Genomic DNA, 23,174 nt, shown 5'->3' with positions numbered 1-23,174 from the left:
AACACCTCATTGGGATGTGAGCAAAGGCGGGCGGCGCAACAAACCGTGAACCGGCCCGAACACCACGGACAGCAGATAGCCGAGACCGGCGACCAACACGATGGCCGGGCCGCTGGGCAGCGAGTAGTAGAACGACAGCAGCAAGCCGAACCACACCGAGAGGCAACCGATGACCGCCGCGATGGCCATCAGGATCGGCAGACGGCGGCTCCAGAATCGCGAAGCGGCGGCGGGAAGCATCATCAGTCCAACCACCATCAGTGCGCCGATGGCCTGGAAACCGATCACCAGATTGAGCACCACCAGCGTCAGGAACACGCCGTGGGCGAGTGGGCCGAGGCGGCTGACGGTTCTCAGGAACAGCGGGTCGAGGGTGTCGAGCAGCAGCGGTTTGTAGATCAGTGCCATGGCGATCAGGCTGAATCCCGAAACCCATAACATGCCGGTGAGAGTCGGGCCGTCAACGGCCAGTGCCGAGCCGAACAGCAGATGCAATAGATCGAGGCGTTTGCCGGCGATGCCGAGAATCAGTACGCCGCTGGCGAGGGAAATGGGATAGATCGCGGCGAGGCTGGCGTCTTCACGCAGGCCGGTGCGACGGGTGATCCAGGCGGCGAGGCCGGCCATGCTCAGTCCTGCCCCGAGACCGCCGAGCGTCAGTGCAGGCAGGCTGAGTCCGGCAAACCAGAAACCCAGTGCGGCGCCGGGAAGTATTCCGTGGGCCACGGCGTCACCGATCAGACTCATCCGTCGCAGAATAAGGAACACGCCGAGTGGCGCCGTGCTGCATGCCAGGACCAGTCCACCGAGCAGGGCGCGACGCATGAACACGAATTCGTTGAACGGTTGCCAGAGGTGAGTGACGGCGAGCATCAGGCCACCTGCGTGTGAGGGGTTTGCTGGATCAATTCGTTGCTGGCTCCGAACACGCATTCGTGGTTTTTGATCAGCAAGGTTTGCGGGATGTGCTGGCGTACGGCGGCGAGGTCGTGGCACACGACGACCAGTGTTCGACCTTCGCCATGCCAGGTATGGATGTGCTGCCAGAGCAGTTGTTGGCCGAGTTCATCGAGAGCGGCGTGGGGTTCGTCGAGCAACAACACTGGAGCGTCGGTCAGACTCAGTCGGGCGAGGAGGGCACGTTGCAGTTCTCCGCCGGACAGGGCCATGAGTGGACGTTGTTCAAGCCCGCTGAGGTGCCAGTTTTCCAGTGCGTCTTTCAGACGTTGTGCGCGCAATTGTGTGGAAAGCCGTCGGCCCCAGAAACCGGCGCAGATCAGCTCTTCCAGGCTGATGGGGAATTGTCGGTCGAGATGCTGTTGCTGGGGCAGGAATGACAACCCGCTTTGACGTGGAACACTGAGGGCAACGTTACCTGCCAAAGGTTTCTGCAATCCGGCGATGACTTTCAGCAGGCTGCTCTTGCCACAGCCATTGGCACCGATGATCGCGGTCAGGCTGCCGCTGTCGAACTCAAGACTCAGCGGACTCGTCAGTGGTTGACCGGGTGCGCCCCAACTCAGCGATTGGCAGCGGATCATGCTTGTTCACGCTGCCAGTGGCTTTCGGCGACGGCGTCGTGGGCGTGCAGGCTTTCGGCGTGAATGACCCGCAGGTTAAATGCGCTGACTCCTGGGGTGCGACGCAATGCCAGATTCAGACGGCGCGCGGCATCTTCACAGAACATCAGGTTCTGGCCGTTGGCGAGGGCGAAGGCTTGTTCGTCCGCGCGCTTTACTGCGGTTTGTACAGCGGTGCCAAGGGCCGCCTCGGCGTCATTGATGATCACACTCAGCGGCAATTCATCGATGAATTCGTCGAGGTGCAGATGCAATTGCGCAGTGCTGCGTTGGCTGTGAGGTGTGGCGACGATGCCTTGGGTCGAGCCTAACCATGCCAAAACGTCTGCGTGCTGCAGGCCTTTGTTGGCGAAGTCGTCGATAAATTGTTGCTGGATCAACTGCCGCGCCAATGCCGCTGAGCAAGGGCAGGTCGAAGAGTAGGGCACGTCAATTTTGAGTTCCACGTGGAACATTTGATTTTTCAGGCTTGCCGAAATAGTTGCTGGATAGGATTTCCAGCCGGCCAATGGGCTGATTAGCGCGGGGCGTTTCAGCAGTAAGTCGCAGTGAATATTCACGTACGCACAGTTGGATAACCCTTGGTGACTTTCTAGAAAACGCTTGAGTAGTTCGTGCAGGAGAGCGGGTGTCAGGCGTTCCTGTTCGAGTATCTCCAGGGCCAAATACAGCCGCGACATATGAATGCCGCGCGCCTCGCCATCATCAAGGCTCACTCCAGCGTCAGCCTTGGCATTCAGGCGTTGGCCTTCCAACAAAACGGGTAATGCGATGCCCTGCATGCCCACCCATTCGAGTGGCAAAGCTTGGCGAGCGGTCTGCGCGGCGATATCCGGGAGTGAAAGCGAATTCATGTTCGGGACCATCATGGTGATTCAATTCGATGTTACATTATAACAATTCAAATCACGATGTCTTTTTCATGAACAGGTTTTCATATGCACAGACGTCAAGTGCTCAATCTGATTTTGGCCAGCGCCGCTTTTGCTTTGCCCTTCGGCGTGTCTGCTACGCAAATTCGTCAGGCACGACTTTGGCGATCTGAGGACAAAGTGCGGTTGGTGTTCGATTTGAGTGGGCCGGTCAGCTACAAGACCTTCACGCTCAGTGCGCCTGAACGACTCATCATTGATGTGAGTGGGGCAAGCTTGGGTGGGGATTTCAGCCAGTTGGCGCTGAATGACACGGTGATACGCGCGATCCGATCCGGGCCATTCGGTCAGGGCGATGCACGTATTGTTCTGGATCTGAACAGTCCGGTATTACTGAACAGCTTTCTTTTGGCGCCGCAAGACGGACAAAGTCATCGCTTGGTATTGGACTTGGTCAGCGCAAAACCGATTCAAATAGCTCCAAAGGTTCCACGTGAAACACCGCAGATCAGCGCTCATCCGAAGCGCGACATCATCGTAGTCGTCGATCCAGGGCATGGCGGAAAGGATCCCGGCGCGGTCGGCGCCAAGGGCGAACGGGAAAAAGATGTAGTGCTTTCCATCGCGCAGATGCTGGCTAAGCGTCTGAAAAAAGAGAAAGGCTTCGACGTAAAACTGGTGCGCAATGACGACTTTTTCGTTCCATTGCGTAAGCGCGTGGCGATCGCCCGTCAGCACAAAGCTGACATTTTTATCTCGGTGCACGCCGATGCGGCGCCGCGTCTGACGGCTTCTGGCGCATCGGTGTATTGCCTTTCTGAGGGTGGCGCAACCTCGGCGACTGCACGTTTCATGGCGCAGCGAGAGAACGGCGCGGACCTGCTCGGCGCAACGAGTCTGCTCAACTTGAAAGATAAAGACCCGATGCTCGCCGGGGTGATTCTCGATATGTCGATGAATGCAACGATTGCCGCCAGTTTGCAGCTTGGCAGTACGGTGCTGGGCAGCCTTGCCGACATTACGACTCTGCACCAGAAGCGCGTGGAACAGGCCGGATTCGCAGTGCTGAAATCGCCGGACGTGCCCTCAATCCTTGTGGAAACCGGCTTTATTTCCAATGCGCGGGACAGCCAGCGATTGGTCACCGCTCGGCATCAGCAAGCCGTGGCGGACGGTTTGTTCAAAGGATTGCAGCGCTACTTTGAAAAGAATCCCCCCGTCGACAGTTACCAGGCCTGGCAGCAGGAGCAACAGGAGACCCAGGTTTAACAGCCGGTAATCCGGCTGCAGGTGAATTTCGCGCTGCTACCACCCGAGCTGGAGAAGCGATTGATCGTCGTCCAACCGACACGTCGTGTGTAGCCCACCCAGGCTTCGCCGTCAGAAGCGATGCCGGTGAAGAACGTCAGTTGGCCGAAACGACTATTGGTTTGCGCCCAATAACGCTGGCCGGCCTTTTCAAACCCACGCAGATAAAGCGTGTTGCCGACGGTGTTGACGCTATAGGCGTTGCCGTCGGCATCGACGCAGGCCAACAGATTTGCGCTGCGTGTGCAGGTCGCAAGCGCCTCCACCTGAGCCGATGCATTGCCAATCATCAACAATCCAAGGCTCAACAACGAGCATTTCAGCGCAGTTTTCATTACGAATTCCGGAGTGCTATCGACTCAGCTTCCTGCGGTTTATCGCTCAAGACAAGAGCAGGGCTGGTTTATTTGTGTTGTTATACTATAACATAAAAGTTAACCGAGCCTGGGCAGGCCGATTTCAAGCGTTTACGTTCAGCGAAGCCCTTCGCATGAAGCACAAAAACGCCAAGCGCCAGCAAAGCGCTAATCGGCTGCCATTTAAAGAGGATTATCCAATGTCAGCCGAGTTGCCCGTTACCGTACTTTCAGGATTTCTTGGCGCTGGAAAAAGTACACTTTTGAATTACGTACTACGTAATCGCAAGGGTTTGCGGGTAGCCGTCATCGTCAATGATATGAGCGAGATCAATATCGATGGCAGCGAAGTTCAGCGTGATGTCAGCTTAAACCGCGCAGAAGAAAAAATAGTCGAAATGAGCAACGGCTGTATCTGCTGTACGTTACGCGAAGACTTGCTTGAAGAAGTCAGCAAGCTCGCCCGGGAAGGGCGCTTCGATTATTTGCTGATCGAATCCACCGGCATCTCCGAGCCGCTGCCGGTCGCAGAAACCTTCACTTTCCGCGATGAACACGGCCAAAGCCTCTCGGACATCGCCCGTCTCGACACCATGGTCACTGTAGTCGACGGTGTGAATTTCCTTCCCGACTACCAGGCGGCAGAAAGCCTCGCTTCCCGTGGCGAAATCCTCGGCGAAGAAGACGAACGCTCGATCACCGATCTGTTGATCGAACAAATCGAATTCGCCGACGTGCTGTTGATCAGCAAGATCGACCTGATCAGCCAGCCCGAGCGTGAGGAATTGATCGCCATCCTCAAACGCCTCAACGCCCAAGCCGAAATCATTCCGATGGTGATGGGCGAAGTGCCGCTGGAGAAGATCCTCAATACCGGTCGTTTCGATTTCGACAGAGCCGCGCAAGCACCGGGCTGGCTGCAGGAATTGCGCGGTGAGCACGTGCCGGAAACCGATGAATACGGCATCGCTTCCACAGCCTACCGCGCACGCCGACCCTTTCACCCGGAGCGCTTCTTCAACTTCATCGACCGCCCGTGGCTGAACGGCAAACTGCTGCGCTCCAAAGGCTTCTTCTGGCTCGCAAGCAAACCCACCGATGCCGGCAGCTGGTCGCAGGCCGGCGGTTTGATGCGTCACGGTTTTGCCGGGCGCTGGTGGCGCTTCGTGCCGAAGGAGCAGTGGCCACAAGATCAGGAAGGCACCGCAGCCATCATGGAAAACTGGACGCCAAGCGTTGGCGACTGTCGCCAGGAATTGGTGTTCATTGGTCAGAACATCGATTTCCTGCAGCTTTCTGCCGAACTCGATGCCTGCCTGCTCACCGATGAAGAAATGGCCCTTGGCGTAGAGGGCTGGCGATTGCTGGCGGATCCGTTCGGCCCTTGGCACGAAGAGGCCGCCTGATGCTTGCACTCAAACTGCTGCAAAACCGTACCCGCCATCAACATCAAGGTCCGACGCCGAAAGCACTGGCGCGGATTCTGGAGGACGACACCAACCTCGCTGTCTGGCAGCGCCAACTGCCTTTGCACATCAGCGAGTTTGCCCACTTGCTTCTGTCGCTCAACGAGCCTTTGGCGGAGTCGTTGTGTCTGGAGTTGCCGGATGAGGACGCGGAGCCTGATCTTGCCGGTCTTGCTCTGGGTTTCCGCGATCTGGAGGGTTACGAAGGCTTTATCGCCGACCTGAAATGGTTAGTCAGTGCCTTCGCCTGCTTGCTCGGTGCGCGGCGCATCGGCCTGCGTCTGCGGGTGCTGGATAAAGCCATGTGCCCGCGCTTCCATGTCGATCACGTGCCGGTGCGACTGATCACCACGTACGCCGGCGTCGGCAGTCAATGGCTCAAGGAAGGCGCGATGGATCGCAGTCAATTGGGGCAGGCCAACGCCGAACCCCAAGCGCAAATACAGCAACTCAAGAGCGGCGACGTCGCCTTACTGAAAGGCGAGAAATGGCACGGCAATGAAGGCTTCGGCTTGATCCATCGCTCGCCGCAACCGGCCGCAGGCGAGCGTCGTCTGATACTGACCCTCGACTGGCTCGGTTGACGCCTCAGGGCTTGAACCAAGAACCCTGGCTTTGGCTTTCGCAGTACGGCTTCAGATACGCGGCATCGGTGGCGACGCCGTAATAGTGGATATCCTGGCGATAAGGCATATTGGCGACTTGTGCGTTGCTGCACACGCCAAACGCGCCGCTTGGGCATTGATCGACGTATTGCACTTCGACGTTCTGTCCGGCCAGGGTTGGCTGGCAGAAACCGTCATTGAACAGTTTTTCCGGAATGTTGCGGTTCTGCTGACAGACTTTGACGTCGAGCCGCTCGCCCTGACTGTGCACCACGCAGGCCTGAGCCCACGCTTCACTCGACAGCAGCGTCAACAGCAACGACCATCCCATCCAACGCATCTTTGAATCTCCCAAGAAAGCTTCCGGCCATGTTGCAGAACATTCCTACCCATGTCATTGCTGGCCCTTTGGGCGCCGGCAAGACCAGCCTGATTCGCCAGCTCATGGCCCAGCGTCCCGAAGGCGAGCGCTGGGCGGTGCTGATCAACGAGTTCGGCCAGATCGGCCTTGATGCCGCATTGCTGACGAGTGACGCCGATGGTATCGCACTGGGCGAAGTGGCCGGTGGCTGCCTGTGCTGTGTCAATGGCGCGCCGTTTCAGATTGGCCTCGGGCGTTTGTTGCGCAAGGCGAAGCCGGATCGGCTGTTCATCGAACCGTCCGGGCTGGGGCATCCAGCACAGTTGCTCAAGCAATTGAATGAGGCGCCGTGGTTGGGTGTACTGGCGGTGCAGCCGTGTGTGCTGGTGCTGGATGCTCAGGCGCTTGAAGGGGGGAGAGCCTTGCCGGCAGCGCAACAGGAAGCCTTGGCAACCGCTGGCCTGCTGTTGTTGAACAAGGCTGAAAACCTTGATGACAGGGCCAGGGAAAAAATCGCCAGGCAGTTGCCGGCAGTGCCGTTGATCTGGACTCGAGAGGCGCAATTGAGCTTGAGCGAACTGCCGGGCCTGGCCGCGAAAGCGCTCAATGGTGTGGATAATCTGGCCGTACCCAACGGATCAGGACAAATGCCGGCCGTCTGGACTGATCCGACGCTGCCGATTTGCCTGAGTCAGGCGCAGGAGGGAGGCTGGAGCATTGGCTGGCGTTGGCATCCGGGGCAGACGTTCGACAAGCGGCGCATCGCTGACTGGCTCGCCCGCCTCAATTGGCAGCGGGCGAAACTGGTTATCCACAGCTCGGAGGGTTGGGTGTCTGCGAATGCTTTGGATAATGCCGAGTTGATTTGGCAGGTCAGTGAGTGGCGAAAGGATTCGCGGATTGAGCTGATCTTCGTCGATCCGCAAAACATTGAAAAGCTGCAGCAGGGTTTGTCGGGGTGTCGGGAAAGTTAGATCAAAAGATCGCAGCCTTCGGCAGCTCCTACATGCGATTCCCTGTAGGAGTTGCCGAAGGCTGCGATCTTTTGATCTTTAAGGCTTCCACTTGGTGTGTTCCTGGCGCCACTGGCTCAACTCGATGACTTCGGCGCGCGGCTTGTGCACCTCAACCACCGGTGGCGTGTCGTCGAACGGTGCCGGGTAGGGCGCCAGTTCGATCTGCGCACTGTGCGCGCCAAACTGGGTGATGGTGCCGTTATGGCGGGTTTCGCCGGTCACGGTGAACTCGAAGTTGTACACCCGCGCCAGTCGTCGGCGACCGTTGGCGTCCTTGATGAACCCGATCTTCTTCAGGGCAACGTTGCCGTCGAGCAACTCGACCCGCACGTTCAGACAATGCTGTTTGACCCGCTCCAGCGCGCGTTCGCGCAAGCCGTGGTTGTGCCATAGCCAGGCGCCGGCAGCGGCGAACAGTATCAGCACGAAGATGTTTTCCAGGGTCAGCATCAACATCGAACTCCAAAAGATAGCGTCAGCTTAACTGCGTCGCCGGCCTGTCGTACAGGCTGCGTTTCGTCGCATACTGCGCGGCTTGAATTTCAATCGTTTTACGGAATGACCCGAATGAAACGTACGCCTCATCTGCTCGCCATTCAGTCCCACGTGGTGTTCGGCCACGCCGGCAACAGCGCCGCGGTTTTTCCGATGCAGCGGGTCGGGGTCAATGTCTGGCCGCTCAACACCGTGCAGTTTTCCAACCACACCCAGTACGGTCAGTGGGCCGGCGAAGTGCTGGCGCCGCAGCAGATTCCCGAGCTGGTCGAAGGCATCGCCGCGATTGGCGAGCTGGGCAACTGCGATGCGGTGCTGTCCGGATACCTCGGCAGCGCGGCGCAGGGCCGGGCGATTCTCAGCGGTGTCGAACGCATCAAGTCGGTCAATCCGAAGGCGCTGTATCTGTGTGACCCGGTGATGGGCCATCCGGAGAAGGGCTGCAGCGTGCCGACCGAAGTCAGCGATTTCCTCCTGGAGGAGGCGGCCGCCGTGGCGGACATCATGTGCCCGAACCAGTTGGAGCTGGACAGCTTTTCCGGGCGCAAGCCGCAGTCGTTGTTCGATTGCCTGGCGATGGCGCGTGCGCTACTGACGCGCGGGCCGAAAGCGGTGCTGGTCAAGCATCTGGATTATCCGGGCAAACCGGCGGATGGCTTCGAGATGTTGCTGGTGACGGCCGAAGGTAGCTGGCATCTGCGCCGTCCGTTGCTGGCGTTTCCGCGTCAGCCGGTGGGTGTGGGCGATCTGACATCCGGCCTGTTCCTGGCGCGGGTGCTGTTGGGTGACAGCCTGGTAGCCGCGTTCGAATTCACCGCAGCGGCGGTGCATGAGGTGCTGCTGGAGACTCAGGCCTGTGCCAGTTATGAGCTGCAACTGGTGCGAGCGCAGGATCGGATTGCGCATCCGCGGGTGAAGTTCGAGGCTACTGCAATCAGTCTTTAAGACCGCGCTGCCCCCATTCGCGAGCAGGCTCGCTCCTACAGGGAAACGCGTTCCAATGTAGGAGTGAGCCTGCTCGCGATAGCGATTTCTTAACGCTAAAAATCTCAGGCGTCGCCCTTGATCTCCTGATAGCGCTTCTCCAGCTCCTGGCGAATCTGCCGACGCTGCTGCGCCTGCATATAACGACGCTTGTCTTCACTGTTCTGCGGTTGCAGCGGCGGCACGGCGGCCGGTTTGCGCTGATCATCCACCGCGACCATGGTGAAGAAGCAGCTGTTGGTGTGGCGCACCGAGCGTTCGCGGATGTTCTCGGTGACGACTTTGATGCCGACTTCCATCGAGGTGTTGCCGGTGTAGTTGACCGAGGCGAGGAAGGTCACCAGTTCGCCGACATGAATCGGCTCGCGGAAAATCACCTGATCTACCGACAGGGTCACCACGTAGCGGCCGGCATAGCGGCTCGCGCAAGCGTAGGCCACTTCGTCGAGGTATTTGAGCAGGGTGCCGCCGTGGACATTGCCAGAGAAGTTGGCCATGTCGGGGGTCATCAGTACCGTCATCGACAGCTGGGCGTTTCCGGGTTCCATAACGTTCTCACGGATCAAGGCTGGTTACTGGAAGCACCTCTGCGGGTGCCTGGTCGCTTTTCTAAAGCACCGTTATCGGGACGCCGGGAGACTCGCCGCCGTCACGCCGGAATCGATCTGTTTCCATATATTGCACCGCCTTCCAGCCGCAAGTCGCGGTGTTAACCTGCAAAAGCCCCTTACAAAGGCAATTCCCACACGAAAAGCGGATTTTTACTTCGCTCGCCCAGACATTTCTGACGTCTGCTGGCGAGCCTCGTCATTCAAGGAGCCCACGCCATGCATGCCATCAGTTTTATTCAGGATCTGGCAGTGATCATGTTGGTCGCAGGTGTGGTGACCGTGTTGTTCCACCGTTTCAAGCAGCCGGTGGTGCTTGGCTATATCGTCGCCGGCTTCATCATCGGCCCGCACACGCCGCCTTTCGGCCTGATCCACGACGAAGAAACCATCAAGACCCTCGCCGAACTCGGGGTGATTTTCCTGATGTTCTGCCTCGGCCTGGAGTTCAGCCTGCGTAAGCTGTTCAAGGTCGGCGCCACGGCGTTTATTGCGGCGTTCCTCGAAATCGTTCTGATGATCTGGATCGGTTATGAAATCGGCCGCTGGTTCGACTGGAACACCATGGATTCGCTGTTCCTCGGCGCCATCCTGGCGATCTCTTCGACCACCATCATCGTCAAGGCGCTCAACGATCTGAAGATGAAAAACGAGCGCTTTGCGCAGTTGATCTTCGGCGTACTGATCGTCGAAGACATCCTTGGCATCGGCATCATTGCGCTGCTATCGAGCATCGCCGTCAGCGGCACGGTCAGCTCAGGCGAAGTGTTTTCCACGGTCGGCAAGCTGTCGCTGTTCATGATCGTCGCGCTGGTTATCGGCATCCTGTTGGTGCCGCGTTTGCTGGCTTACGTGGCGAAATTCGAAAGCAACGAGATGCTGCTGATCACTGTGCTCGGCCTGTGTTTCGGCTTCTGCCTGCTGGTGGTCAAACTTGAGTACAGCATGGTGCTCGGCGCGTTCCTGATCGGTGCGATCATGGCCGAGTCGCGGCAATTGCTGAAGATCGAGCGCCTGATCGAACCGGTTCGCGACCTGTTCAGTGCGATCTTCTTCGTTGCCATCGGCCTGATGCTCGACCCGATGATTCTTCTCGAATATGCGTGGCCGATTGCGGTGATCACCGTGGCCGTTGTCCTCGGCAAGATGTTGTCCTGTGGCCTCGGGGCGTTTATCGCCGGCAATGACGGACGCACCTCGCTGCGTGTGGGAATGGGTCTGTCACAGATTGGCGAATTTTCCTTCATCATCGCCGCGCTGGGCATGACCTTGCAGGTCACCAGTAACTTCCTTTACCCGGTCGCTGTGGCCGTGTCGGTGATTACCACGCTGCTGACGCCGTATCTGATCCGTGCGGCTGATCCGCTGTCGATCAAGCTGTCTGCGGCCGTGCCCAAGCCTCTCGGCCGTGTGCTGGGCATGTACGGTGAATGGCTGCGCAGCATCCAGCCGCAAGGCGAGGGCGCGATGCTGGCTTCCATCATTCGCAAGATCTTGCTGCAGGTCGGGGTCAATCTGGCACTGGTCATCGCGATCTTCTTCGCCGGCGCGTATTTCGCCGAACGCATCTCGCTATGGCTGCAAGACTGGATCAGCGATCCGAGCTGGCAGAAGGCGCTGATCTGGGGTGGGGCGTTGCTGGTCTCGCTGCCGTTTTTGATTGCGGCGTATCGCAAGCTCAAGGCGTTGTCGATGCTGCTGGCGGAGATGGGTGTCAAGCCAGAGATGGCCGGGCGTCACACGCAGCGAGTGCGTCGGGTGATCTCCGAAGTGATCCCGATCCTCTCGCTGCTGGTGATTTTCCTGCTGTTGGCAGCCTTGTCGGCCAGTATCTTGCCGACCAACAAGTTGCTGGTACTGATCGCCGTGGTCGCGGCCGCCGTGGCGGCGCTGCTCTGGCGCTGGTTCATCCGCGTGCACACGCGGATGCAGGTGGCGCTGCTGGAAACCCTCGACAACCACAAGGAGCCGTCGGGGCATTGACCTGCCGGGGCGGCTGGCCGATCAGCTTTCCAGCCAGACGTCCCGCGCCCAGTGCCACACCGATTCCCAGGTTTCCTCGGCAATCAACTCTTCTTCGGCTTGCCACAGCACCACCGTGCCATCCTCTTCGACACAGTAGTAGTCGTCGCCGTCCTGACAGATCGGGATCAGGCTACGATCAACTCCGGCATCCCAGGCGTTGGCGGCTACATCCGGCAAGTAGGTGTGGGATTGTGGGTCGGTGACGGTCACCGGCTCAAGGCTGCCGTACACCACATCGCTGACGGTCAGCAAAAACTCTCTGAAGACAAACGGAATGTCGATGAACAGCTGTTCTTCGATTTCTACCAGCAGATCTTCGTCAGGCAACTCCAAAGGAACCGGCACGGGTTCGTTGGCTTCACGCAGTTGTTCGATGATTTCTTCCACGTCCGGGATCCTCTTGCTTGAATGGCGCGGTTTATATGGGCCGGTTTATACAGTAGCTCGCTATAGATGCAACCGCGAAATAGAAAACCCCAGCCGAGGCTGGGGTTTTTATTACCGCAAGTGAAGCATGGGGAGGGATCAGCCGTTCTGGCGGATACCGGCAACCAGCCAAGGCTGGTTCTCGCCCTGCGGACGTTCCATGTTCCAGCTTTCGCTGAACACTTCGCCCTGGTCGAAGCGCGAGGTCTTCGACACACCGCTGAAGGTCAGGGTGGCGATGGTCTTGTCGGCACGATCATCCACGCCATCCAGTTGCACCTGGAGGTTGTCGATGTACGTCGACTGGAACGCGTCGCCCAGATCCGCACGCTCACGCTTGAGGAACTCGAGCATTTGCGGGGTCACGAACTCGGCGATCTTGTCCATTTCGTTGGCATCCCAGTGCTGCTGCAGCGACTGGAAGTGGCTGCGTGCAGCTTCAAGGAAGTTCTGCTCGTTGAACCAGGCCGGCGCGTTGATCACCGGGCGAGCGGCAGCAGGTGCGGCCGAACCACCGAAGATCGAACCCATGGCAGCAGGCTTCTGCTCGAACGCTTCACGCTGCATCGGCGCGCCGGCCGGAGCGAACTGCTCCTGCTGCTTGCGTCGACGAGCGGCGATGAAGCGGAAGATCACGAACGCGATCACGGCCATGATCAGGATGTCGAAGATCTGCATGCCCTGGAAGCCGCCGCCCATGAACATGGACGCGAGCAGGCCACCGGCGGCGATACCGGCCAGAGGGCCGAGCCATTTCGAAGCACCACCGGCCTTGGCGGCAGCGCCTGCGGCACCGGCAGCACCTGCGGTCGCAGCAGCGCCGCCGACACCTGGAGAAGAAGGAGCCATCTGGCTGGTCTGGTGCGTCGGCGCAGCGCCGGCGCTTTTGCCACCACCAAAGCGCTTGGCGTTGGCGTCGAGGCTCATCGTCAGGCCGATGCACAACGCCATGGCGATGCTAAGAAAACGTTTCATAAAGGGAATTCCCGTTTGTGGAGACACGCGCGCCATGTTGCACAGCTGAAGTGTTACTGGCTAGCGAGAGAGTGTTTCGGGCTTTTGCCTGACAGGTTACGTTCAGCTCGGTCGGGGCAATAAGGCCATGTACATTTGGCTGTAGGAAATCGAGACAGGTTCAGTGAGAAATCTGCTTAGCGACGAAACGCCAGCATCACCACACCGGCCGTGATCAGGCCGATACCGCCCCACTGGCGCAAATCAAGTTTCTCGCCCAGCAGGGTCACGCCAAGCACCGCCACCAGCACTACGCTGAGTTTGTCCACCGGCGCGACCAGCGAGGCCGGGCCGACTTTCAACGCGCGGAAGTAGCATAGCCACGATGCGCCCGTGCCCAGTCCGGACAACAGCAGGAACAGGTAGCTCTTGGCGGATATTGATCCTAATGACTGATATTGGCCCGTTGCGTACAAAATCAAGGCCAGGCTGACCAGTACCACGATCGTGCGCAGTAGGGTGGCGAAGTCGGAATTGACGTTTTCGATGCCGACTTTGGCGAAGATCGCCGTCAATGCGGCGAAAGTGGCCGAGAGCAGGGCCCAGAATGTCCAGGAAGAGAAGAAGCCTGAGCCCATGGAAATGTCCTTGTTCGATTATCCACCGCCAAACCCTGTGGGAGCGAGCCTGCTCGCGAACGCCGCACCGCGGTCTATCAGATCAACCGCGGTGATTTCATTCGCGAGCAGGCTCGCTCCCACAAAAACAGCAAAATCGGGGTCAGATAGCTTCCAGCTTGGCGTAGCCGAGCATCAGCCACTTGCTGCCTTCACTGAAGTTCACCTGCACCCTTGCCTGCGCGCCGGCGCCCTCGAAGTTGAGGATCACGCCGTCACCAAAGATCGAATGGCGTACCGCCTGACCGAGGCTGAAACCCGTTTCCGGAATTTCGCTACCGCTGAACAGGTTGCTGCCGCTCATCGACTGGTTGCCGCCAAATGGTCGGCTGACGCTGTTCGACAGACGCACTTCCTGGATCAGACCTTTCGGCACTTCACGTACGAAGCGCGAGACCTTGTTGTAGGTCTCGCTGCCGTACAGGCGTCGGGTTTCAGCATAGGTCATCACCAGATTCTGCATCGCCCGGGTGATGCCCACGTAAGCCAGACGCCGTTCTTCTTCAAGACGCCCCGGTTCTTCCAGGCTCATCTTGTGCGGGAACAGGCCTTCTTCCATGCCCACGAGGAACACGTAAGGGAATTCCAGGCCTTTGGCGCTGTGCAGGGTCATCAGCTGAATGCTGTCTTCGTGTTCATCGGCCTGAGTGTCACCGGCTTCCAGCGAAGCGTGGCCGAGGAATGCCGCCAGGGGCGTCAACTCTTCGTCTTCTTCGGTGTTCTCGAAGTTGCGCGCGGCGCTGACCAGTTCCTCAAGGTTTTCTACCCGAGCCTGGCCTTTCTCGCCTTTTTCCGCTTCGTGATAAGCGATCAGCCCGGACTGCTCGATGACGGTTTGCGTCATCAAGTGCAGCGGCATTTCCATGCACTTGGCGGCGAGGTTTTCGATCAGCTCGATAAACGCACCCAGCGCACCGGCGGCGCGACCGGTCAGGCCTTTGTTGGCGACCAGTTGGCGCATCGCTTCCCACATCGACACATCGCTGTGGCGCGCGTGATCGCGGATCGCTTCGACAGTTTTCTCGCCGATGCCACGGGCCGGCACGTTGATCACCCGTTCCAGCGCCGCATCGTTGCCGCGACCTTCGAGCAAACGCAGGTAGGCCATGGCGTTCTTGATTTCTGCACGCTCGAAGAAGCGCTGACCACCATAGATACGGTACGGAATGCGCTCACGCAGCAAAGCTTCTTCCAAAACGCGTGATTGGGCGTTGGAGCGGTACAAAATCGCGATATCGCTGCGGGCCAAGCCGGTTTTCAGCGCGCTTTCGATGGTTTCGACAACGTAGCGTGCTTCGTCGTGTTCGTTGAACGCGGCGTACAGATTGATTGCTTCGCCGTCACCGCCGTCGGTCCATAGCTCTTTGCCCAGACGCCCGGTGTTGTTGGCGATCAGGGCGTTGGCAGCCTTGAGGATGCCGGCGGTGGAGCGGTAGTTCTGCTCCAGACGAATGGTTACCGAATCCGCGAAGTCGGAGGAGTACTGATGAATGTTTTCGATCTTCGCGCCACGCCAGCCATAAATCGACTGGTCGTCGTCGCCGACCACCATCAGGCTGTCGCCACCCTTGCCGAGCAGACGCAACCAAGCGTACTGAACGGCGTTGGTGTCCTGGAACTCGTCCACCAGAATATGGCGGAAGCGCTTCTGGTAATGCGCCAACAGGCCCGGATGATCGCGCCACAGGTCGAGGGCACGCAGCAGCAGTTCGGAGAAATCGATGACCCCGGCACGCTGGCACGCCGCCTCGTAGGCTTCGTAAATGCCGCGCATGGTCGCCAGATACAGATCGCCGCTGGCCTGAATGTGCTGCGGACGCAGACCTTCGTCTTTCTGACCGTTGATGAACCACTGCGCCTGACGGGCCGGCCAACGCTGCTCGTCCAGACCGAGCTCGCGGATCACCCGCTTGACCAGCCGTTGCTGGTCGTCGCTGTCGAGAATCTGGAAAGTCTGGCTCAGGCCCGCTTCCTGCCAGTGCGCCCGCAGCAAGCGGTGCGCCAGGCCGTGGAAGGTGCCGACCCACATGCCCGCCGGGTTGATACCCAGCAACTGCTCGATGCGGTGACGCATCTCGGCAGCGGCCTTGTTGGTGAAGGTCACCGACAGGATGGAGTGGGGCGAGGCGTTTTCAACCTGGATCAACCAGGCGATACGGTGCACCAGCACTCGGGTTTTACCGGAGCCAGCACCGGCCAGGACCAACTGACGGCCAACGGGGGCTGCTACGGCCTGGCGTTGGGCATCGTTGAGGGAGTTCAGCAGAAGGGAGAGATCATCGCGCATCGGGGCATTCTAGGGTGCGCCGCAGGCCCGGGCAAACCGAGCTTTGCATTAGCCGATGAAACTCCTGTCGATGACGACCGGTCGGTCACTGGCTACAGGCATCGGCCCGCCGCGCTCCAAGGGTTTCGCGGGTGGCAAAGGGCGGAAAAGTTTCGCTGAAATTATGATCTGGAGCAGTTTGGCAACGGGATCGGCTTGTGTATGCTCCGTCCACGTTTCGGGCGCACGCCCGCCTTATAAGAACAAGAACGTTGCCCATGACCCTCAGCTCCGAACTGTCGGGCCCCTCCGTGGAACCCCGGGTTATCCGCAAGCACTATGCCGTCGAAATGGCGGTCGAGCGCACGCGTCTGCTGTATCAGGGCTCGTTGTTGCCCACTCTGTTCATGTTGATCAATGGTCTGGTCTGCGCCGGTTTGCTCTGGAGCCCGCAGCGCTACTTCGTGGTCAGCGTCTGGCTGGTGTGGTTGCTGTCGTTGGTGGCGTTGCGGGTGATTCAGGTCGCCGCGTTCGACTCGGCAATCCCTGATCGTCAGGCGCAACCGATCTGGCGGCGGATGTTTCTGCTTGGTTCGACCATGACCGGGTTGACGCTGGCCGGCGCCGGCATCGCCCTGGTGCCCGCCGACAACTTCATGCAACAAGCCTGGGTGTTCGGCCTGATTGGCGCCGCGACTCTGTCGGCGAGCGTCGCCTACGCGGTGAGCCTGCCGGCATTTCTGTCGTTTACCTTGCCCTGCCTGTTGCCGGCGATCGGTTATCTGTTCTGGGGTGGCGACGAGCAGGCGCGAGGTTGGGGCTGGCTCGGGTTGATCTTGCTCGGCTCGCTGAGTGTGGTCGCGTGGCAGGTCAATCGCCTGATCGATCGCGGTTTGCTGCGCCGCTTCCAGAATCAGCACTTGATCGAACACCTGCAACAGACGCAGTCGCGCAGCGAACAGCTCAATCAGGAACTGGCCAGGGAAATCGATCATCGCCGCTGCGCCGAGGGCAAGCTACGCGAAGCCCAGGTCGAACTCGAAGACCGCGTTGCCCAGCGCAGCCGCGAACTGGACGCGGCCAATCAGGCCCTGAGTAAAAGCGAGGCGCGGCTGGCGCTGGCGTTGAAGGCCAGTGAGTTGGGCCTGTGGGACTGGAACCTGCAAACCGACGAAGTCCACCACACGCAGATTCAGGAACTGTTCGGCCTCGCTCCGGAATACGTCACGGCGCTGTTGCGCGACCTCAAGCCGCGCCTGCATCCCGACGATGTGCCGACGCTGAAATACGCGTTGATCGAGCATTTGAAGGGGCGCACCGAGGACTATCAGATCGAATACCGCGTGCGTCACAGCGATGGCCATTGGGTCTGGATCGAAGACCGTGGCCGCGCGGTAGAACGCAGCGACAGCGGTCGGGTGATTCGCATGGTCGGCACCCGGCGCGACATCAGCGCCAGTAAAAGCCTCGAAGAGCAGCAACGCCTGGCGGCGACGGTATTCGAAGCGGCCAGCGAAGGGATCGTGATTCTCGACCCGAACTACGCACTGATCGCGATCAATCAGGCGTTCAGCCGGGTCACCGGCTACGACATCGAGGACATGCTCGGGCGCAACGTTGTCGAGTTACCGTGCAGCCGTGATGCGCGCCGCCATTACGTGGCGATCCGTCATGCACTGGAGCAGCACGGCAGTTGGCAGGGCGAACTGGTGGAAACGCGCAAGAACGGCGAACTGTATCCGCAGTGGCTGCAGCTGAATGCAGTGCGTGATGGTCGGGGAAATGTCAGCCATATCGTCGGCTTCTTCGCCGATCTGTCGGCGCGACGCGAATCCGAAGAGCGCATGCGTTACCTGACCCATTACGACGAACTGACCGGTCTGGCCAACCGCTCGCTGTTCCGCGAGCGCTTGCATGAAGCGCATCAACGTTCGCGTCAGGGCCGACGCAGTCTGGCGTTGCTGCACATCAATCTGGATCGCTTCAAATTGCTTAACGACAGCCTTGGCCATGAGATTGCCGACCAGTTGCTGCAGAAAATGGCGCGCCGGCTGGTCAACGCTTTGCCGGAAGCCGACACCATCGCCCGATTGTCTGGTGATGAGTTTGCGGTGCTGTTCGACGCCTATGGCAACCTGTCGAGCCTGGCTCGGGTCGCCACGCGATTGTCGACCAAGCTGCGCTTGCCGTTGACGGTTGATGGTCATGAGCTGGTGGTCAGCGCTTCCATGGGCATCAGCATGCTGCCGGACAACGCCCGGGAGATTTCTGCGCTGGTGAGCCAGTCGAACATGGCCATGCAACACGCCAAGCACCTGGGCGGTAACAATTTCCAGTTCTACACCGACAGCCTGCAGGCCAGCACCCTTGAGCGCTTGCAGCTGGAAAATCAGTTGCGCAAAGCTATCGAGGAAAAGCAGCTGAAGGTGTTTTATCAGCCGAAGCTGTGCCTGCAAACCGGACGGCTGAATGCGGCGGAAGCGCTGGTGCGCTGGGATCACCCGACCATGGGGCGAGTGCCGCCGGGGGATTTCATCGGGCTGGCCGAGGAAACCGGCCTGATTGGGCCAATCGGCGAATTCGTCTTGCGTCAGGCATGCTGGCAGGCCTGCGAGTGGCAGCGTCAGGGGCTTGAGCCGATCCGCGTTTCGGTGAACCTGTCGGTGCATCAGTTGCGTCAGGGCAAGCTGGTCAGTCTGGTGCGCCAGGTGCTGGAGGAAACCGGTTTGGCGCCGCACTACCTCGAGCTGGAACTGACCGAAAGCCAGTTGCTCGACAGCGTCGAACACATCATCGCGACCTTCCAGCAACTGCGCGATCTGGGGGTGAAACTGGCGATCGATGATTTCGGCACCGGCTATTCGTCGCTGAGTTACCTCAAGCGTATTCCGGTGGATTACGTGAAGATCGATCAGGCATTCATTCGCGGCTTGGGTGAGGGCAGTGAAGATGCGGCGATCACTCGGGCGATCATTGCCATGGCCCATGGGCTGTCGCTGAAAGTCGTGGCCGAAGGCGTCGAGCGCCAGGATCAGCTGGAGTTTTTACGTGCCGAGCGTTGCGATGAAGTGCAGGGGTATCTGATCAGCCGGCCCGTGAAGGCTGACAGTCTGGCGGGGCTTTTGCGTGAACAGGAAAAACCGTTTTAAGGGCTACATGCGCTTCATCGCGCCTGATATGGGGACATCGAGTTACGCATTGAGCAGGCAAAAAGCCAATTCATGTAGTATAACTACAAGCGTGCTACATCCTTGCCCATAAGAAGAGTCCAGCCCCTTGAATCTGCTGCAACACATCGCCCAGTCACGTCACCTGTTACGCAAGTCGGAGCTCAAGGTCGCCGACCACGTGCTGCTTGACCCTGCGGCGGTGATGCACAGTTCCATGGCCGACCTGGCCCACAGCGTCGGCATCAGCGAGCCGACCATCGTGCGCTTCTGTCGCGCCATCGGTTGTTCCGGTTTTCAGGACCTCAAACTCAAACTGGCGCAAAGCCTCGCGGCCGGTGCCAGCTTCGGCCAGTTTGCGATCCATGAAGACGACTCGGTCGCCGATTACAGCCTGAAGATTTTCGACACCACGTTGCACACGCTGATGGAGGTTCGCGAGAAACTCGATCCGGTTGAGTTGCAGCGCGCGGTGACACTGATGTCGCAGGCGCAGCGCGTCGAATTCTACGGCTTCGGCGCCTCGGGTGCAGTGGCGGCGGATGCGCAGCACAAGTTCTTCCGTTTGCTGCTGACTGCAGCGGCGTATTCCGATCCGCACATGCAGGCGATGTCGGCGGTGACGTTGAAACCGACCGATGTGGCGATCTGCATTTCGCAGTCCGGGCGTTCCAAGGATCTGCTGATCACCGCCAATCTGGTGCGTGAGAGCGGCGCTTCGTTGATTACCTTGTGCCCGAGCCAGACGCCGTTGGCTGAATTGTCGACCGTAAATCTGGCGATCGATGTGCATGAAGACACCGAAATCTATACGCCGCTGACCTCGCGCATTGCGCACCTGGTGGTAATCGATGTGTTGGCGATGGGCGTGGCCATGGCGCGCGGGCCGAGCCTGGTCAACCACCTCAAGAGCGTGAAGCGCAGTCTGCGTAGTCTGCGCTTGTCGCCAAAAGCCGCCAAAGCGCTGGATGACTGAAGCCATCGAAGGTCGTTCCGACCTCATTCGCGAGCAAGCTCGCTCCCACAGGGGATCTTTGGGGTACACAAATTCTGTGTCATACCGAGATCAAATGTGGGAGCGAGCCTGCTCGCGATAGCGTCCTCAAAAACACCACAACCCTGCGCAAGTTTCATCGCACTGTCATCCACACGCAGCCAAACCGTCATCCCCGCCGCCTATCGTGAAACTCCCGTCATCGCCTTGGGAGACTCGAAATGGCTCAGCCCTACGAAGAACGCAACAGCGCCGCGAAAACCCGTCGTCAGCAGGAAGACCAGCGCCGCATGGAATTTCGCCGCGCTATCGAAGATCGCTTCGAACTTCGTCAGCTTCAAGCCGAAATCGGCGATTTTCCCGAGATCATTCACTGGCAGGCGGCACCCGCAGCTTCCCGTCGAAGCGCTCAACCAGCGCGCTGATCTGCACCCGTTCGCTGCGGATAAACGCCAGGAAGGCGTGTGCCACCGGTGACAAGCGTTTGGCCTTGGCTTGCACCAGGCACCAGCTGCGGAAAAGCGGCAATTCATCGACCGGCAACTCGACGAGGCCGCCGGTCGCCAGCTCCAGGTTCAGGGCGTGGCGCGTCAACAGCGCCAGGCCCAGACCCGCCTGCACACATTCACGCTGCGCTTCTGCCGAGGCCACTTCCTGAGTCTGGGTGAAGTGCACGCGTTTCTCTTTGAAGTATTCTTCGCAGGCCAGTCGCGTACCCGACCCCGGTTCGCGGATCAGCAACGTGTAAGGCTCCAGATCCTGCAAACGCAGCGGGCCCATGTGCGCCAATGGATGATCCGGGCGCGCCACGGCAACGATCGGGTTGTTGAGGAACGGCAGGAATTCCAGACCCATGTCCTGCGGCACCATCGACATGATCACCAGATCGTCGCGGTTGTCCGAGAGCCTGCGAATCACTTGGCCACGGTTGACCACAGTCAGTTGTAGATTCACTTCTGGGTGCTGACGCTTGAATGCGGCGAACAGGTGCGGCACGAAATACTTGGCGCTGGATTCCACCGCCAGTTTCAACTGACCTTGCAGCGAGCCCTGCATGTCCGACAGCTGCATATCGAGGTTTTCCAGGCGCCCGAAAATGTCTCGACTGGCACGCTGAAGGGCTTCGGCAGCCTCAGTCATGTAGAGTTTTTTGCCGACATAATCGAATAATGGCTGGCCGATCAGCTCTTCGAGCTGACGAATCTGTAGGCTGACGGCCGGTTGTGTGAGGGACATTTCCTCGGCTGCGCGGCTGTAAGAGCGTAAATCACATACTTCGTTGAAGATCTGCAATTGACGCAATGTCATACGCATCAAGGACTTACGCATTTTTCACAGGCTCTGACGGCTGGCGGATGTTTCAACTATAAGTCTTTACTTATGCATGACCCAATTTTTATTCATTTTTGTTAATCCCTCATGAGCGCTAGTGTGGACCTGCGACTAAATTGAAACATTTGGTCACGCGTCGACCTGGGTCTAGCAGGTCGTGGTGCCACCGGCTCAAGGGAACCTCCAAGTGATAACAAAGATCCTGATCGCCAACCGTGGTGAGATTGCCGTACGAATCGTGCGAGCCTGCGCCGAAATGGGCATTCGCTCGGTTGCGATTTTTTCCGACGCCGACCGCCATGCACTGCATGTGAAGCGTGCGGACGAGGCCCACAGCATCGGTGCCGAGCCACTGGCCGGTTACCTCAACCCGCGCAAGCTGGTGAACCTGGCGGTTGAGACCGGCTGTGATGCACTGCACCCCGGCTATGGTTTCCTCTCGGAAAACGCCGAGCTGGCAGACATCTGCGCCGAACGCGGAATCAAATTCATTGGTCCTTCGGCCGAAGTCATTCGCCGCATGGGCGACAAGACCGAAGCGCGCCGCAGCATGATCAAGGCCGGCGTACCGGTGACGCCGGGCACCGAAGGCAACGTTGCTGACATCGAAGAGGCCTTGGCCGAGGGCGACCGTATCGGTTACCCGGTGATGCTCAAAGCCACCTCCGGTGGTGGCGGTCGTGGCATCCGTCGCTGCAACAGCCGCGAAGAACTCGAACAGAATTTCCCTCGTGTCATCTCCGAAGCGACCAAGGCCTTTGGTTCTGCCGAAGTGTTTCTGGAAAAATGCATCGTCAATCCCAAGCACATCGAAGCGCAGATCCTTGGCGACAGCTTTGGCAATGTCGTGCACCTGTTCGAGCGTGACTGCTCGATCCAGCGCCGCAACCAGAAACTCATCGAAATCGCCCCGAGCCCGCAACTGACTCCGGAACAGCGCGCCTACATCGGCGACCTGTCGGTGCGTGCGGCCAAGGCTGTGGGTTACGAGAACGCCGGCACCGTGGAGTTCCTGCTCGCCGAGGGCGAGGTGTACTTCATGGAGATGAACACCCGGGTGCAGGTGGAGCACACCATCACCGAAGAAATCACCGGGATCGACATCGTCCGCGAGCAGATTCGCATCGCCTCCGGCCTGCCGCTGTCGGTGAAGCAGGAAGACATTCAGCACCGTGGTTTCGCGTTGCAGTTCCGCATCAACGCCGAAGACCCGAAGAACAACTTCCTGCCGAGCTTCGGCAAGATCACCCGCTATTACGCCCCCGGTGGTCCGGGCGTACGCACCGACACGGCGATCTACACCGGTTACACCATTCCGCCGTTCTACGATTCGATGTGCCTGAAACTGGTGGTCTGGGCACTGACCTGGGAAGAGGCGATGGACCGTGGCCTGCGCGCCCTCGACGACATGCGTCTGCAAGGTGTGAAGACCACCGCCGCGTACTACCAGGAAATCCTGCGCAACCCGGAATTCCGTAGCGGCCAGTTCAATACCAGCTTCGTTGAAAGCCACCCGGAACTGACCAACTACTCGATCAAGCGCAAACCCGAAGAGCTGGCCCTGGCCATCGCTGCCGCCATCGCCGCCCACGCAGGCCTATGAATGAAACAGCTGCGAGCTTTTAGCTGCAAGCGGCAAGTAAAAGCAGATTGGCTTTTTCTTGCAGCTCGTAGCTTGAAGC

At 59.2% G+C, this 23,174-nt stretch carries 22 protein-coding genes; 10 read left to right on the top strand and 12 right to left on the bottom strand.

All coding sequences use genetic code 11. The annotated features are described in order from the left end of the window. Positions 1-6 precede the first annotated feature (6 nt). The 3 genes from AC5SEM_RS25785 to folE2 are packed head-to-tail and all read right to left on the bottom strand — an operon-like array spanning position 7 to position 2,434. On the bottom strand, positions 7-873 hold the full coding sequence (locus tag AC5SEM_RS25785) for a metal ABC transporter permease (RefSeq protein ID WP_077575123.1): 867 nt from the start codon (positions 871-873) through the stop codon (positions 7-9). Then, positions 873-1,541: a metal ABC transporter ATP-binding protein gene (locus AC5SEM_RS25780; RefSeq protein ID WP_495471551.1), complete on the bottom strand. Its 669-nt coding sequence runs from the start codon at positions 1,539-1,541 to the stop codon at positions 873-875. Before AC5SEM_RS25780 ends, AC5SEM_RS25785 begins: the two co-directional genes overlap by 1 nt. Continuing rightward, positions 1,538-2,434, bottom strand: coding sequence for a GTP cyclohydrolase FolE2 (gene folE2 / locus AC5SEM_RS25775; RefSeq protein ID WP_495473503.1), 897 nt, complete (start codon positions 2,432-2,434; stop codon positions 1,538-1,540). Before folE2 ends, AC5SEM_RS25780 begins: the two co-directional genes overlap by 4 nt. A gap of 84 nt (positions 2,435-2,518) precedes the next feature. Here folE2 and AC5SEM_RS25770 point away from each other — a divergent pair, with 84 nt between their 5' ends. Beyond that, complete coding sequence (locus AC5SEM_RS25770; RefSeq protein ID WP_495471550.1) at positions 2,519-3,721, top strand: N-acetylmuramoyl-L-alanine amidase; 1,203 nt, start codon at positions 2,519-2,521, stop codon at positions 3,719-3,721. Here AC5SEM_RS25770 and AC5SEM_RS25765 read toward each other — a convergent pair. Next, positions 3,718-4,095 (bottom strand): glutamine synthetase, encoded by a 378-nt coding sequence (locus AC5SEM_RS25765; protein WP_495471549.1) that lies wholly within the window; start codon positions 4,093-4,095, stop codon positions 3,718-3,720. The two genes, AC5SEM_RS25770 and AC5SEM_RS25765, sit on opposite strands and share 4 nt — an antisense overlap. Before the next feature lie 221 nt (positions 4,096-4,316). Here AC5SEM_RS25765 and zigA point away from each other — a divergent pair, with 221 nt between their 5' ends. Both zigA and AC5SEM_RS25755 read left to right on the top strand, forming a co-directional pair. Further along, on the top strand, positions 4,317-5,522 hold the full coding sequence (gene zigA / locus AC5SEM_RS25760) for a zinc metallochaperone GTPase ZigA (RefSeq protein ID WP_495471548.1): 1,206 nt from the start codon (positions 4,317-4,319) through the stop codon (positions 5,520-5,522). Beyond that, on the top strand, positions 5,522-6,166 hold the full coding sequence (locus AC5SEM_RS25755) for a DUF1826 domain-containing protein (RefSeq protein WP_495471547.1): 645 nt from the start codon (positions 5,522-5,524) through the stop codon (positions 6,164-6,166). Before zigA ends, AC5SEM_RS25755 begins: the two co-directional genes overlap by 1 nt. 4 nt (positions 6,167-6,170) lie before the next feature. Here AC5SEM_RS25755 and AC5SEM_RS25750 read toward each other — a convergent pair whose 3' ends face one another. Next, the gene (locus tag AC5SEM_RS25750; protein WP_116028575.1) at positions 6,171-6,527 is read right to left on the bottom strand and encodes an NADH:ubiquinone oxidoreductase; all 357 of its coding nucleotides are present in this window, start codon (positions 6,525-6,527) and stop codon (positions 6,171-6,173) included. Positions 6,528-6,556: 29 nt separating this feature from the next. Between AC5SEM_RS25750 and AC5SEM_RS25745 the strand changes: the two genes are divergently transcribed. Beyond that, a complete protein-coding gene (locus AC5SEM_RS25745) occupies positions 6,557-7,522 on the top strand; it encodes a CobW family GTP-binding protein (RefSeq protein ID WP_116028574.1) in 966 nt (321 codons plus the stop codon). 78 nt (positions 7,523-7,600) lie between these two features. On the opposite strand, the gene AC5SEM_RS25740 is transcribed toward AC5SEM_RS25745, so the two are convergent. Then, entirely contained in the window at positions 7,601-8,014 is a 414-nt protein-coding gene (locus AC5SEM_RS25740) for a DUF3301 domain-containing protein (protein WP_026000521.1), read from the bottom strand. Positions 8,015-8,131: 117 nt separating this feature from the next. Here AC5SEM_RS25740 and pdxY point away from each other — a divergent pair, with 117 nt between their 5' ends. Next, positions 8,132-9,004 carry a pyridoxal kinase PdxY gene (gene pdxY / locus AC5SEM_RS25735; RefSeq protein ID WP_116028573.1) on the top strand — a complete coding sequence of 291 codons (873 nt, stop codon included), beginning with the start codon at positions 8,132-8,134 and terminating at the stop codon, positions 9,002-9,004. 104 nt (positions 9,005-9,108) lie between these two features. Here pdxY and AC5SEM_RS25730 read toward each other — a convergent pair whose 3' ends face one another. Beyond that, on the bottom strand, positions 9,109-9,591 hold the full coding sequence (locus AC5SEM_RS25730) for an acyl-CoA thioesterase (RefSeq protein ID WP_003229693.1): 483 nt from the start codon (positions 9,589-9,591) through the stop codon (positions 9,109-9,111). A 279-nt stretch (positions 9,592-9,870) separates the two neighbouring features. Here AC5SEM_RS25730 and AC5SEM_RS25725 point away from each other — a divergent pair, with 279 nt between their 5' ends. Beyond that, complete coding sequence (locus AC5SEM_RS25725) at positions 9,871-11,634, top strand: cation:proton antiporter (protein WP_495471546.1); 1,764 nt, start codon at positions 9,871-9,873, stop codon at positions 11,632-11,634. 21 nt (positions 11,635-11,655) lie between these two features. On the opposite strand, the gene AC5SEM_RS25720 is transcribed toward AC5SEM_RS25725, so the two are convergent. The 4 genes from AC5SEM_RS25720 to uvrD all read right to left on the bottom strand — a co-directional run bounded on the left by AC5SEM_RS25720 (position 11,656) and on the right by uvrD (position 16,020). After that, entirely contained in the window at positions 11,656-12,063 is a 408-nt protein-coding gene (locus AC5SEM_RS25720) for an SMI1/KNR4 family protein (protein ID WP_003187120.1), read from the bottom strand. Between the two features lie 138 nt (positions 12,064-12,201). Then, positions 12,202-13,077, bottom strand: coding sequence for a Tim44 domain-containing protein (locus AC5SEM_RS25715; protein WP_150649087.1), 876 nt, complete (start codon positions 13,075-13,077; stop codon positions 12,202-12,204). Between the two features lie 176 nt (positions 13,078-13,253). Then, positions 13,254-13,694 carry an EamA family transporter gene (locus AC5SEM_RS25710; RefSeq protein WP_495471545.1) on the bottom strand — a complete coding sequence of 147 codons (441 nt, stop codon included), beginning with the start codon at positions 13,692-13,694 and terminating at the stop codon, positions 13,254-13,256. 142 nt (positions 13,695-13,836) lie between these two features. Next, positions 13,837-16,020: a DNA helicase II gene (gene uvrD / locus AC5SEM_RS25705; RefSeq protein ID WP_007912069.1), complete on the bottom strand. Its 2,184-nt coding sequence runs from the start codon at positions 16,018-16,020 to the stop codon at positions 13,837-13,839. Positions 16,021-16,277: 257 nt separating this feature from the next. On the opposite strand from uvrD, the gene AC5SEM_RS25700 reads away from it, so the two are divergent. The 3 genes from AC5SEM_RS25700 (at position 16,278) to AC5SEM_RS25690 (ending at position 20,585) form a co-directional block, all read left to right on the top strand. After that, the gene (locus AC5SEM_RS25700) at positions 16,278-19,148 is read left to right on the top strand and encodes a putative bifunctional diguanylate cyclase/phosphodiesterase (RefSeq protein WP_495471544.1); all 2,871 of its coding nucleotides are present in this window, start codon (positions 16,278-16,280) and stop codon (positions 19,146-19,148) included. 127 nt (positions 19,149-19,275) lie between these two features. Beyond that, positions 19,276-20,142, top strand: a complete 867-nt coding sequence (gene hexR, locus AC5SEM_RS25695) for a transcriptional regulator HexR (RefSeq protein ID WP_007912071.1) — start codon at positions 19,276-19,278, stop codon at positions 20,140-20,142. A 239-nt stretch (positions 20,143-20,381) separates the two neighbouring features. Continuing rightward, positions 20,382-20,585 carry a PA3496 family putative envelope integrity protein gene (locus AC5SEM_RS25690; RefSeq protein ID WP_495471543.1) on the top strand — a complete coding sequence of 68 codons (204 nt, stop codon included), beginning with the start codon at positions 20,382-20,384 and terminating at the stop codon, positions 20,583-20,585. Here AC5SEM_RS25690 and AC5SEM_RS25685 read toward each other — a convergent pair. Then, the gene (locus tag AC5SEM_RS25685) at positions 20,527-21,489 is read right to left on the bottom strand and encodes a LysR family transcriptional regulator (RefSeq protein ID WP_077575110.1); all 963 of its coding nucleotides are present in this window, start codon (positions 21,487-21,489) and stop codon (positions 20,527-20,529) included. The genes AC5SEM_RS25690 and AC5SEM_RS25685 overlap by 59 nt on opposite strands. Before the next feature lie 190 nt (positions 21,490-21,679). Here AC5SEM_RS25685 and AC5SEM_RS25680 point away from each other — a divergent pair, with 190 nt between their 5' ends. Then, positions 21,680-23,095, top strand: coding sequence for an acetyl-CoA carboxylase biotin carboxylase subunit (locus AC5SEM_RS25680; RefSeq protein WP_025112637.1), 1,416 nt, complete (start codon positions 21,680-21,682; stop codon positions 23,093-23,095). The last annotated feature ends 79 nt before the right edge of the window (positions 23,096-23,174 follow it).

It is taken from the genome of Pseudomonas sp. CH61 (assembly GCF_059429415.1).
The sequence above is the reverse complement of the archived record's forward strand: the minus strand, read 5'-3'. Positions and strand labels throughout refer to the sequence as shown.